Raw genomic sequence first — 13,007 nt, forward strand, 5'->3', positions numbered from 1 at the left:
GCGCATTGGCAATGGCTGCGCGTGGTCTGCGTGGTGCCCGATTGCGACGAGTCGGATATAGCAAGCGCTAAAAACCAATTCCAGGTGGAGCTGGGCATGCAGACACAGCTCAGGGCCGGGCAGATACAGGCCAAACAAGCGCTGATCGGGATGTGCCGCAAGGCGCGTTCGGTGACACGCACGGGTGGCGGGCATGAACACAGAGGCGTCTGCGGCCACCACACGCAAGCCATGCCAAAGCGGCATCCAGTCTCTGGCTTGAGCCAGGTCCAGCAATTGAGCATTCAAAGCGGTCAGGGCTGCGGGCTTGAGTTTGTTGCGTGCTTGGGCAAAGGCGCGATCAGAGGCGCCGCGCTGCAGGCCTGGGTGACCGGCCAAGCTGGCGAAAAACGAGTCCAGCATCAGCTGCTGAGATTGAGAGCGTTGGCTGAGCAAAGCGCCCACGAGACAAGGCAGGGGCAGTTTGCGTTGGCGAACAAAGGCGGTGGACTGGGCACCTCGGGCCAAATCTGCAAAGGCGGTGCTGTGTATGAACTGACCCAGCTTGGCAAAGACAGAGGTCAGGTCATCAAGAGGCGATGACCCAAGGGTTAACCCTATATTTTCTTACCATGGTGGTTGTCATGTTGCGGCGAGAGAAAATAAGAAAAACTTCAATTAAATCAATGAGTTGCGTCAATAATTATATCTTAAGTTCGGTGGATTGACCCGCTACCTGCCCCTGCTGGCCGAGCCCGTGCCCACCGACACGCAAAAAAAGCGCCCGCTGCTGGCCAAGTACATCCAGCAATACACCGCCCGCAACACCATGGATTACTTCATCCACAAAGACCTGGGCGGGTTCTTAAAGCGCGAGCTGGACTTCTACATCAAGAACGAACTCATGCGCCTGGACGACATCGAAAACGCCGATGCCCCGCGTGTTGAGCAGTACCTGGGCAAGATCAAAGCCCTGCGCCGGATCGCGCACCAGCTGATCGCGTTCTTGGCGCAGCTGGAAGACTTTCAGAAAAAGCTTTGGCTCAAAAAGAAGTTCGTCACCGAAACCCACTACTGCATCACCCTGGACCGCGTGCCCGAAAGCCTGTACCCCGCTATCGCCGCCAACGATGCGCAGCGCGAAGAGTGGGTCAAGCTGTTTGCGATTGACGAAATCGTGGGCGATACCGCGCAGGTGGGTTACAGCGTGCCGCTGACCGTGGAATTTTTGAAGGGGAACCCGTTTTTATTGGTGGATACGGCACTGTTTGGGGATGACTTCAAAGCGAACCTGCTGACTGAAATTGAAAATTTGGATGCGCAGTGTGATGGTGTTTTGATTCACTCCGAGAATTTTCAAGCAATAAATACTATTATTTTTAAATATCAGGAATGCGTGAACTTTATTTACATTGACCCTCCATACAATACAGATGCCACCGTAATTGAATATAAAAATGGTTATAGAGAGTCAAGTTGGATTTCTTTGGTTGAAGGTCGAATTTCTGCGGCCAAGAAAATTCTAAAAAATGATGGTGTGCATGCCCTAACCATAGATGATTATGAGCATGCCTTGGTTCGGAATGTTTTGGATTCGAATTTCCATAGTGATAATTACCTATCGACAGTTGTAATTAGAAACAATCCTTCTGGTCGATCAACGGTTAAGGGGTTTTCAATTAATCACGAATATGCATTGTTTCATGCAAAAAATATTAATAACGTCCGATTAGGAAGACTCCCACACAGCGAAGATCAACAAAATAGATATGATAATAAAGATCAGTATGGCAATTTTGAATGGGAAAACTTCAGAAAAAGTAGCGCTGGCTCAGAGCGTGCAAATCGTCCAAAACAATTTTATCCAATTTACCTTTCAAAAAAAGGTTCGCTCAGAATTCCAAATTTAAATTGGGATGAAAAAAATAACTCATACAAAGTAATCGACGAGTTATCCGATGGTGAAATTGCTGTTTGGCCAATAGATGCCAGTGGTAATGAAAAAGTTTGGCGCTGGGGATTGGAGCGAGCGATAGCTGAATTAAATAGCATGATTTCAAAAAATCCAGAAAATGGCAAATTAGAAATTTATGCAAAAAAATACATAAACACTGAAGGTGTGCTGCCTAGAACTTGGTGGGATAAGCCTGATTATTCGGCCAGGGATAACGGGACAAGAGTTTTAAGAAATATGTTCTTGGGAAAAATTGGGTTTGATTTTCCAAAATCGTTAAATGCCGTTTCGGATTCAATAAAAATTGGTTGTCCTGATTCAAAAGGATTTGTATTTGATTACTACGGTGGATCTGGAACAACTGCACATTCTGTTATTGAATTGAATCGTGAGGAAAATGCTTCGCGTAAATATTTAACGGTTGAAATGGGTGCGCACTTTATTACCACGACTAAACCAAGGGCACAAAAAGCGATCTATTCAAAAAACTGGAAAGATGGAAAACCTGTTGACCGAGACGGCATCAGCCACTGCTTCAAATACCTGCGCCTCGAAAGCTACGAAGACACGCTGAACAACCTGAGCCTGCAAACCGACCCGGCCCGCGAAAGAGCGCTGGCCGACAACCCCGCGCTGCGCAAGGACTACGTCTTGAACTACTGGCTGGACGTGGAAACCCAGGGCAGCCAAAGCCTGTTGAATGTGGCCGCTTTCCGGGACCCGACCGCTTACACCATGCGCATCAAGCAGCCGGGCCGCGATGTGCAGCGGCTTCAGCGCATTGACCTGATCGAGACCTTCAACTGGTTGATCGGCCTGTGGGTGGAGCACATGGCCGCGCCGCAGACGCTGGAAGCCGAGTTCACACGCGAGGTGGACCCGGTTTTGCCCAAAGACCAAAACACCCGCTTGGTGTGCAAGCGCGTCAAGCGCGTCGAGGCTGGCCCCTACTGGTTCCGTCTGGTGGAGGGCTACACCCTCCAGGTGCCGGGCGACGACAGCAGCCGCCAAAAAACGCTGGTGGTATGGCGCAAGCTGACAGATGACGCGGAAAAAGACAACGCGGTGCTGCAACACTTTTTGATGGAAAAGCTGGCCATCTCGCCGCGCGAACACACCTATGCCGTTATCTACGTGAACGGCAGCCACACCCTGCCCAACCCGGTGGTGGAAGGCGAACAAACCAAGGTGCGGTTGATCGAAGAGGCGTTTCACACCGCCATGTGGGCCAATGAGGGGGGCGTATGAAATTTGCCAAAACACACACATCCCTGACGGTCAAGCAGCTTTTGGCTTATCACGAGCAGGGCAAGCTGAACTTGAACCCTGGTTTTCAGCGTCAGTCAGTTTGGAAAGCTACCGATCAACGCCTGTTGATTGACACGCTGTTGCGTGGCATGCCTTTGCCCAATTTGTTTTTTTGGGAACGCAAGGTGGGCAACAAAATTGTTTACGACGTGATCGACGGCAAACAGCGCATCGAGGCCTTACTGGCTTTTGCCCACCAGCGGGTCATGCCCCTAACTTTGAAGTTTGATCCCGAGGGCGATCCTGACTGGGTCAACCAAGATGGGGACACCTGGTCTTGGAAAGAGTTGCAAGAGTACGAGAAAAAAGTTGCCAAGAAATTTTTGAACTATGAATTTCCTGTTGTGCAAATTGCAGGTTCTTTGCCAGAGGTTGAGAAGGTTTTTGTACGCATCAACTCCACAGGAAAGCAGTTGTCAGCTCAAGAAGTCAGGAACGCCAAGTGGTACCAAAACAGTCCGCTCTTGGTGGCTGCTCATGGAATCGCCAAAACAGCCAAGTACGAAAAATACTTTGTGGAGATGGGGGTTCTGAGCGAAGCGCAGTTGAGCAGGATGAAGGCCATTGAGTTGATCGTGGAGCTGATGTTAACAATCCAGAAGGAGGATGTGCTGGACCGGAAAAAGTCTATCGACAAAGTGATGGCGGTCGACACGATCAACGGCAACACCCTCAAGCGACTGACCCGCGAGGTCAAAAGCATGATGGATTTGATGAAGAGCTTGTTTCCTGATCTCAAGACCAGTCGCTTCAGCAAGGCATCGGATTTTTATTCCTTGTTTTTTGTGATGTGGAAGCTCAAGCGGGACGGTTATGTTGTTAAAGACCCGGATGCAGCGCAACTATCATTTCTTGTGCTGAATGAATTGGGCTTGGAGATTGCGCAATACCGGACACAACAACGCGCAGGTCAACCCTGCAAGCTTGAAGGTGACGCAAAAGCCTATTTCCAAACCATCATGGAAGGTACTGATTCGGCTGTGAACAGGCGGGCAAGGAACAAAATCATTGAAGACCTGCTGCTCCCCATCTACAAAAGAAAAGACGCCAATCGGGTTTTCACAAAAGAGCAAAAGCAACTGCTTTGGCACAAAAGCAAAGACTTGAAATGCCCAGATTGCGGTGTCACTTTGGAATGGCGGGATGTGCATGTGGACCACGTCATGCCGCACAGTAAAGGGGGTGCCACCACAAACGAAAACGGTCGTTTGTTGTGCAGCCAATGCAATTTGGCCAAAGGTGCCAAGTTGCCGAAAAAGCAGGGGCAGTAAATGGCGACAAGCACTGCCAAGAAACCCAAAGCTCCCCGCGCCAAGCCGGTCGAAACGCTGCCCTTTTCCGAAAAGCTGGTGCTCAACCAATGGTTGATCTCGCTGTTCGGCATCGACCCGCTGGCCGCGCACCAGCACAAGGGGCGCAAGGTCCGGCCGCTGTACATGCTGACCAAGACGCTGGCCGATTGCAACGATGGTGTGGGGCCTGACAACCTGCACCACTTTTACAGGCAGCTGCAGCTCAACCGTCAACCCGGGGCACGCATTCACCCCGATGCGTTGTTGCAGTACGAACAGAACATCGTGAACCACACGGTCTGGCTGAACGCGGGCAGAGACCGACCTATTGAGTGGAAGTATTACCAGTGGCTGTCTTTGCTCTTCACCGAGGTGTACCTGGACCGCTATTTCACAGACCCGCAGGCTTTGCTGGAAAGCCTGAACCATTTTGTGGAGCGCTTCAACGCCCATTGGGCAGGTCAGCGTGTGCCCACGCCCACAGGCATCAGCCCCTACACAGCCGAAGAGCTGAACAAGCTGTGCCTGCAAAACGCCACGGGTTCGGGCAAGACCTTGTTGATGCATGTGAACTACCGGCAGTTTGCGCACTACGCGGCGAAAAATGGCAAAGCCAAAGCGATGACGCGCACCCTGCTGATCACGCCCAACGAGGGCTTGAGCGAACAGCACGAGACCGAGATGCGCCAAAGCGGCATCGAGGTGGGGCGTTTGGTGCTGGACAACAATGACATGTTCACCAGCCAAAACGGGCATTTGACGCGCATTGACTTCATCGAGATCACCAAGCTGGGCGACAAGGATGGACCCACATCGATTGCCACCCGCAACCTGGGTGACCAGAACCTGATCTTGGTGGACGAAGGCCACCGTGGCATGGGCAAGTCAGAAGAAGACGGCTGGTACAAGCAGCGCACCATGCTCACCGAAAAGGGCTTTGCCTTCGAGTATTCGGCCACGTTCCGCGAGGCGGTCAACGCTGCGGGCAGCGCCAAGATTGAACAGGCCTATGCCAAGGCGGTGCTGTTTGACTATTCGTACAAGTATTTTTACGAAGACGGTTACGGCAAGGATTACAAGATTTTCAACATCCCGCAGTCTCAGGCGGATGTGGAATTTTTGTACCTTACGGGGTGTTTGCTGTCGTTCTATCAGCAGCTGGCGCTGTATGACGAGCGCAAAGCGCAATACGCCGAATACAACCTGGAAAAGCCGCTGTGGGTGTTTGTGGGTTCCAGCGTATCGGGCAGCAAAAAGCAGACCGCAGATGAGCTGGAAACCGTCGCCGACATTGGCAAAGTGCTGGGCTTTTACGCCCAGTTTTTGGCCAAGCCCGACCTGGCCAAAGCCGCTGTGCAAAAGCTGCTCACCTTGACGGGGGCCGACACGGGATTGATCAGCAATGGGCAGGACATTTTTTATGGCGCTTTTGCCTATTTGATCGACCGTCAACGGGCAGGCATGACTGCTGATGCACTGCAAACCGACATTTTGGGCCGCTTGTTCAACAACCCCGCAGGCGGGCAGCTGCAACTGCAACGCCTGAAAGGCCAAAGCGGCGAGCTGGTGCTGAAGGCGGGCGAGGGGCAGCAGCACTTTGGCTTGATCAACGTGGGCGATGCCATGAGCTTGGCCAAGCACGTTGAGGAGTTGGTGAAGAAGGCGTTGATTGCGCCCATCTCGGTATCTGACAGTGACTTTCTGGCCGCACAGTTCAACACGGTCAAAGAGTCCAGCTCCCCTATCAACGTGTTGGTGGGGGCCAAGAAGTTTGTGGAAGGCTGGGACTGCTGGCGCGTCAGCACCCTAGGCCTGATGCGGGTCGGCCGCACAGAGGGCTCGCAAATCATCCAGCTGTTTGGCCGAGGTGTTCGCTTGAAGGGCTGGCAGTGGTCACTCAAGCGATCCAGCCATGCACGGCCATTGGGGGCGCCGCAGCACATTCGCCTGATTGAGACGCTCAACGTGTTTGGCGTGCAGGCCGACTTCATGGAGAAGTTTCGCAAGTTTCTGGAGGACGAGGGCCTGCCGACGAACGACGACAAACACACGATGCTGATCCCGATGAACGTGACGCATGACTTTGGGCAAAAGCTCAAGATCATCCGGCCGCGCACCAAGGATGGCACCGGGCGCGAATACAGCTTTAGCCGCGACGGTGTCATGCCGCAGCTGGGCGATGTACCCGAGTACATCACGCGCAACAAAATCGAAGTGGATTGGTATCCCAAGATTTCGGCTGTTTATGCCGATGAGGTGGATGTGCAGGCAGGGTCAAAGATCGATAAAAACGAAACCCGGTTTTCGCCCCAGCACATTGCCTTTATGGACATGGACCGTCTGTACTTTGAGTTGGAAAAGTACAAGGCCCGCGAAAACCTGTACAGCCTGATCATCCAACCCGAACAACTGGCTGTGTTGCTGCGAGATGGCTCTTGGTACACCCTGCTGGTGCCCAAGGATTTGATGAGGCTGGAGAAGTTTTCCTCGGTCAGCGTGTGGAACGCGATGGCGCTGGAGTTGCTCAAAAAGTATTGCACGCGCCTGTTCAGCTACAAGCGCGACGAGTTCATCAAGCCTCGGTTGACTGTTGTCGACTTGGATGAAAGCCATGCCAATTTACCGGGTGTGGACGAGTGCTACACCATCACGGTGGACGCCAGTGAGACGCAGCTGATTGCTGACATTGAAGAGCTTCAGGCTGAGATCGAAAAGGACCGGCGTGCTAAGACTCGCAAGTGGTTATTGGATGGGAGACAGCTGAAGGCCTGCATATTGGGCAACCACTTGTACCAGCCACTGCTTTCTGCCAAAGGCGGTGCCAAGTTGAACGTGAGCCCGGTGGCTTTGAATGAAAGTGAGACCGATTTTGTGAGCGCCCTTATGGGCTGGCTGGACCGCAATGATGCCCAACTGGCCGAACAAAAAACTTCGATTTACCTGCTGCGCAACAAGTCACGCGGCAGCGGTATCGGTTTTTTTGAGGCAGGCAACTTCTACCCTGACTTCATCCTTTGGGCTGTGACAGGCAAGCAGCAAAACGTGGTGTTTGTGGAGCCGCATGGCATGTCTCGCGAAGGCCCAGCAAGCGCCAAGGTGCAATTTCATAAAACCATCAAAGACATCGAAGGACGTTTGCCAGACCCGCATTTGCGACTGGAAAGCGCCATCGTCACGCTCACCGAATTCTCGGCTGTACAGCATCACGGATTGACGCAACAGGATTGGCATGACAAACACGTCTATTTCATGACAGACAAGGACGATCAGGGCTTGCCTGTGTTCATCGAGTCGGTAATGGGGTTGATACGGTAGCTGCCTGGATTGACTTTTTTGCTTTGAAAAGGGGATGTGATGTCCGATGGAATTGACGTGACTGAATTGAGAGCACTGGCCTATCAGCTAGCTTGCGCTGGCTGCGTATTTGTGTAACAGGGAAGTTTATGACTGGCTTTCACAAATCAACCCGTTCCCAAAGATCCGGCCGACCAGGTCTCCTTTCGGAAGGCTGCATGCTTGACGATGAAAACGTCCACCGAAGCACGATGGATTTTTGTGTGTTTTCGGATACATTTATTCTTGGACCGGTCAGCAGACCTTTTGCCGCGCCTATCGCGGTATGTGAAAAAAATGTGTGGGGCTATGCCCCTACGCTTCCTTACGTTACGCCCTCTCGGTTACTCTGCGTTGGCGTATGAGTGCTGTCCGGTCCACCTTAACGATGTCGAAGCTTCAGCATCTCAAATCAACAAGCAACTTACACAGCGTTGCCAATCTGCTGGGGCTAAAGCCCGCACACCTTGCGTACAACCTTTACAAAAAGCCCGACGCCGAGAAATACACAAAGTTCGAGATACCGAAGCGCTACGGCGGCAAGAGGATCATCTCTGCACCCAATGCAGACCTAAAACACATTCAGAGGCTGCTCGCTGCTGTACTGATGGATTGCTTGAATGAGCTAAACGCAAAATACAACCGTCAGGCCGCCCATGGCTTCATTACTCAGCGCTCGATACTTACCAACGCACATCAGCATCGCGGGCGCGGTCATGTTTTGAACTTAGACCTGCAAGACTTCTTCGGGAGCATCAATTTTGGGCGTGTACGTGGTTTCTTCATTGCCGACAAAGACTTCTCCCTGCATCCGGCAGTAGCCACAGTTTTAGCGCAGATCGCCTGCTTCGAAAACACCTTGCCGCAGGGAAGCCCGGCATCGCCGGTTATCTCTAACCTTATTGGTAACGTGCTGGATACTCACTTAATCAAGCTTGCACGCAAGCATGGTTGCGTCTATACACGATACGCAGATGACCTGACTTTTAGTACCAATCTACCGAACTTCCCTGAAGAACTTGCGTACTCAAAATTTGGGGTTTGGACTACTGGCACATCATTGCTAAAAGTTATTAAGCAATCTGGTTTTGATGTCAATACCAGTAAAGTACGGATGCAATTGGAGGACAGCCAGCAAAATGTGACCGGTCTTGTGGTGAATCAAAAAGCCAACACAGCCGCAAGCTATCGGTCCTCGATAAGAGCGATGGCTAAAAACCTTTTTAAAACTGGAAATTTCACGCACGATTCTTTTATTAAGGACTCAGCAGGAAACGTTTCAAAAAATTCCGAGCTTGGTACTGTGGCGCAGCTACAGGGGATGTTCGGACACATCAAGCATGTCGATGAGTTCAATTTACAGATACGTCGTCAAGAGATACCAACCGGCCGTGCAAGTCTGTACAAGAGGTTTTTCCTCTTTAGTCAGTTTTTTTGCTCATCAAAGCCCGTTATCCTGTGCGAAGGAAAAACCGACAATATTTATCTTTTGCACGCCATTCGTTCACGTGCGAATCACTTTCCGCAGCTTGCTGAGACAAACGCAACAGGTTCGATATCACTACTGATTAGGATTTTTAAATATGTGGAAAGGAAGGCTGGAAGGACTCTCGGAATGAGTGGCGGCGACGGTGAAATTAGCAAGTTTATCGGTACATACCTTACCGAGGTGTCAAAGCACTTCAAGGCACCTGGTGTCTCACAACACCCTGTCATTTTGGTTGTAGATCACGATAGTGGCGGCAAAGGCCCTTACGAAACCGCCTCAAAAAAGGTGGGTAAGACGTTGGACATTCTTAATCCTTTTGAGCATGTTGCTGCCAACTTATATTTGGTCGCCACACCATTGCCCTTCGGCGCAACCTCATCTTGCATTGAGGATTGTTTTCAGCCTACCACTTTAGCCAAGACCCTAGGCGGGAAGACGTTTAACTATAAAACGAAACATCTGAAACCAACAGAATACGGTAAAAGCTATTTTGCTGAACACGTTGTCCAAGCGGATGCCGGCACAATTGATTTCAGCGGCTTTGATCCGCTTTTAGACCGTATAAATAGCGTAATAGTGCATTACGCCAAGTTGCCTAAGTAATTTGTGAAAACACAATTGCGCTCCCAAGTTAGCGCCGCTTCGAGATGGTGTGGCGGAAGACATGCATCCCCCCCCGATTGCGCTGGCCAAGGTGTTGGCCAATGAGGGCGGCGTGCAGAATGTGACGGTGCTGTGCGCCGCTGTACTGCACGTCACTATCGAGGACACCGAGACCACGGCCGACAAGCTGCGAGCCTTGTTTGGCGATCAGGTGGCGTCTGTGGTGCTGGAGGTGACCGACGACAAGTTGCAGGGTAAGGCGGTGCGCAAGCAGCAAATCGAACACGCGCCGCACATTTCGCCCCAGGCCAAGATGGTCAAACTGGCCGACAAGATCAGCAATGTGCGCGACATCCTGGCCTCGCCACCCGCCGATTGGTCGCCCGAGTGCAAACAGGCCTATTTCGACTGGGCCGCCGCCGTGGTCGCAGGCCTGCGCGGCGTGCACCCTGGCCTGGAGGCGGTGTTTGATGGGCTGTATGCGCGGAGGTTGGGTTTGGGTTGATGCGGTGAATTCGTCGTGAGGGTGGTGGCGAATTCGCCATGCCCTCACAAAATGCCCGCCCTCATCAACGGCAACAACTTCTACGTCTCCTGGAAACGCGTCTTCCAGCCCTGGCTGCAAGGTCAGCCGGTGGTCGTGTTGTCTAACAACGACGACTGGGCTATTGCCCACAATGACGAGATCTAATTCCTCGGCATCAAGACAAGCGCGCCGCAGCCCTGGGTCAAATCTATTCGTTAGACCGCACCCAGCTGATTAACCCCAGTCACCAACAAGTCATCCCCCCACCCCGCTTGCCGCTAAGCTGAATCCCTTTTGCTGACCTGCGGAGCACAGCCATGGCGTTTGAGATTCCTTCCTTAAAAGACAGCGTTCACCCCGACGAATGGCAGCTGCGGCTGGACTTGGCCGCGTGTTACCGGCTGGTGGCGCTGTACGGCTGGAGCGATCTGGTGTTCACCCACATCAGCGCCAAGCTACCCGAGTCGGTGGCGGGTCAGGACCATCAGTTTTTGATCAACCCCTACGGCCTGATGTTTGACGAGATCACCGCGTCCAGCCTGGTGAAGGTGGACATGCAGTGCAACAAGCTGCACGACAGCCCCTTTCCGGTCAACCCGGCGGGCTTTGTGATCCACAGCGCGGTGCACGAGGCGCGGCCCGATGCCGGTTGTGTGCTGCACACCCACACCCGGGCCGGGGTGGCCGTGAGCGCGCAGGCGCACGGCGTGCTGCCCATCAGCCAGCAAAGCACGTTTGTGCTGGCGTCACTGGCCTACCATGGCTACGAGGGCGTGGCCATTCACGACGAAGAAAAGCTGCGCCTGCAGGCCGATTTGGGCGAAGCCAATTACCTGATGCTGCGCAACCACGGCTTGCTCACCGTGGGCAAAACCATTGCCGATGCGTTCTTGTCGATGTACACCTTCGAGAACACCTGCCGCATCCAGGTCGATGCGCTGGCGGGCCAAGCGGGCCCCAAAGACCTGACGGCTGTGGACCCGCAAATTTTGAACGGCGTGGCCTACGCCATGCGGGTGCAAACCGGTGGCTTGGGCGGCCAGTTTGTGTGGCCCTCTTTGCTGCGCAAACTGCAACGCGAAAGCCCGGGGTATGCGGCTTGAGGCCACTGCTTCAAAGCGCCACAGGTGCCATGTCGGGGCTGAAGCCACCGACCTACATAGACGAATGACCTGCTGGTGCCGTGCTCAGCCCCAACGCTGCATCAGCCGCCGTCTGGCCGAGGCTTGCACATTCACCCGTTGCAAGTTCCCGCCATAGTGCGCCATGACGCGGGGGTCCATCCACGCAAACCACAGAGGCGGCAGGTACGCCACCGTGATCATGGTGGCGTAACCTGCGGGCAGTTGCGGCGCGGCTGCGAAATGCCGCAGCGCCTGATAACGCCGACTGGGGTGCGCGTGGTGGTCGGAATGCCTTTGCAAGTGGTACAGCAACAAGTTGCCCACCAGGTGGTTGCTGTTCCACGAGTGCTCGGGCTCGCAGCGCACATAGCGGCCAGACGCGTCACGCTGGCGCAGCAAACCGTAGTGCTCCACATAGTTCACCACCTCCAGCATGGAGGATGCATACACGGCCTGCACCAGCAAAAAGGGCAGCACCACCCAGCCCAGCCACGCCACCAGAGCGCCAAACAAGAGCAGCGTTAAACCCCAGGCTTGCAGGTTGTGGTTTTGCAGGTGCCAAACGCTGTGGCCTTGTTTGTTCAGGCGTTCTTGCTCCAACGCCCAGGCAGATTGCAAGCTGCCCCACACCGAGCGCGGCAAGAAGGCCCAAAAGCTTTCGCCCATGCGGGCACTGGCCGGGTCTTCCGGGGTGGCCACGCGTTTGTGGTGACCTCGGTTGTGCTCCACAAAAAAGTGACCATAGGCACTGGGCGCCAAAGCGATCTTGGACAGCCACCGGTCCAGGGCCTCCTTTTTGTGGCCCAGTTCATGCGCGGTGCCAATGCCAATGCCGTTGATGGCCCCCACCGTCAATACCAAAGCGGCATAGCCAAACCAGGGCAGCGGCTGACTGACGGCGATCCAGGCACCCAACACCGTGCCGATCATTTGCAAGGGCACATAGGCCCACACCATGGCGCGGTAAAACATGTCCTGATCGAGTTGCGCCACCGCCGATTCGGGCGGGTTGCTGAAGTCCTCGCCCAACACGCGATCGAGCACCGGTAACAACACATGGATGATCAGCGGGGCCAGCAGCATGCACCACCACTGCCCCGTCCAGACGAAAGCCAGCAAGGAGCCTGTGAATGTCAGGGGAATCGAAGGGCTTAGCAGCCACAGCCAGCGCTTGTCTTGCCATGCTTCTTCGAGTTTGACCGCAGGGCTGTTCATGGCTGGGGCCTACCGAGTCGTGCAAGGCCAAAAACTTCAATGACAAGCAACATGGCAATTCTCCAAATGTTTTGGCATTGTGAGGGGTCTTTGGGTGAATGGGGTGTCACCACAGGGGAACTTGATGATGAAAACTGCAAGCACGCAAGACAGGCCCAAGCCTGCCCTATCCCTTATATTGGTC

At 53.5% G+C, this 13,007-nt stretch carries 7 protein-coding genes and 2 pseudogenes; 7 read left to right on the forward strand and 2 right to left on the reverse strand.

Annotation, left to right across the window (positions count from 1 at the left end; all coding sequences use genetic code 11):
* Positions 1 to 507: pseudogene (locus AMM33_RS18325) on the reverse strand (hypothetical protein); the annotation flags it as partial.
* A 196-nt stretch (positions 508 to 703) separates the two neighbouring features.
* Between AMM33_RS18325 and AMM33_RS18330 the strand changes: the two are divergent.
* The 7 genes and pseudogenes from AMM33_RS18330 (at position 704) to AMM33_RS18355 (ending at position 11,587) form a co-directional block, all read left to right on the forward strand.
* Positions 704 to 3,181, forward strand: coding sequence for a site-specific DNA-methyltransferase (locus AMM33_RS18330; protein WP_090142705.1), 2,478 nt, complete (start codon positions 704 to 706; stop codon positions 3,179 to 3,181).
* Entirely contained in the window at positions 3,178 to 4,512 is a 1,335-nt protein-coding gene (locus AMM33_RS18335) for a GmrSD restriction endonuclease domain-containing protein (RefSeq protein WP_090142706.1), read from the forward strand. The genes AMM33_RS18330 and AMM33_RS18335 overlap by 4 nt, the downstream gene beginning before the upstream one ends.
* On the forward strand, positions 4,513 to 7,848 hold the full coding sequence (locus AMM33_RS18340) for a DEAD/DEAH box helicase family protein (protein WP_090142707.1): 3,336 nt from the start codon (positions 4,513 to 4,515) through the stop codon (positions 7,846 to 7,848).
* Positions 7,849 to 8,254: 406 nt separating this feature from the next.
* Entirely contained in the window at positions 8,255 to 9,958 is a 1,704-nt protein-coding gene (locus tag AMM33_RS18345) for a retron Ec67 family RNA-directed DNA polymerase/endonuclease (RefSeq protein WP_228768236.1), read from the forward strand.
* Positions 9,959 to 10,019: 61 nt separating this feature from the next.
* Positions 10,020 to 10,463 carry an HD domain-containing protein gene (locus tag AMM33_RS18350; RefSeq protein ID WP_090142724.1) on the forward strand — a complete coding sequence of 148 codons (444 nt, stop codon included), beginning with the start codon at positions 10,020 to 10,022 and terminating at the stop codon, positions 10,461 to 10,463.
* A gap of 51 nt (positions 10,464 to 10,514) precedes the next feature.
* Positions 10,515 to 10,643 (forward strand): annotated as a pseudogene (locus tag AMM33_RS22115) (Y-family DNA polymerase); the annotation flags it as partial.
* 158 nt (positions 10,644 to 10,801) lie between these two features.
* Entirely contained in the window at positions 10,802 to 11,587 is a 786-nt protein-coding gene (locus AMM33_RS18355) for a class II aldolase/adducin family protein (protein WP_090142709.1), read from the forward strand.
* Positions 11,588 to 11,671: 84 nt separating this feature from the next.
* On the opposite strand, the gene AMM33_RS18360 is transcribed toward AMM33_RS18355, so the two are convergent.
* On the reverse strand, positions 11,672 to 12,823 hold the full coding sequence (locus tag AMM33_RS18360; protein WP_090142710.1) for an alkane 1-monooxygenase: 1,152 nt from the start codon (positions 12,821 to 12,823) through the stop codon (positions 11,672 to 11,674).
* Between the last annotated feature and the right edge of the window lie 184 nt (positions 12,824 to 13,007).

Origin of the sequence: Limnohabitans sp. DM1, from assembly GCF_001269385.1 — a bacterium.
Classification (GTDB): Bacteria; Pseudomonadota; Gammaproteobacteria; order Burkholderiales; family Burkholderiaceae_C; genus Limnohabitans_A.

Coding starts and splice junctions, on each gene's coding strand:
- AMM33_RS18335 (WP_090142706.1), top strand. CDS start 3,178: ATGAAATTTGCCAAAACACACACATCCCTGACGGTCAAGCAGCTTTTG.
- AMM33_RS18340 (WP_090142707.1), top strand. CDS start 4,513: ATGGCGACAAGCACTGCCAAGAAACCCAAAGCTCCCCGCGCCAAGCCG.
- AMM33_RS18345 (WP_228768236.1), top strand. CDS start 8,255: ATGTCGAAGCTTCAGCATCTCAAATCAACAAGCAACTTACACAGCGTT.
- AMM33_RS18350 (WP_090142724.1), top strand. CDS start 10,020: ATGCATCCCCCCCCGATTGCGCTGGCCAAGGTGTTGGCCAATGAGGGC.
- AMM33_RS18355 (WP_090142709.1), top strand. CDS start 10,802: ATGGCGTTTGAGATTCCTTCCTTAAAAGACAGCGTTCACCCCGACGAA.
- AMM33_RS18360 (WP_090142710.1), bottom strand. CDS start 12,823: ATGAACAGCCCTGCGGTCAAACTCGAAGAAGCATGGCAAGACAAGCGC.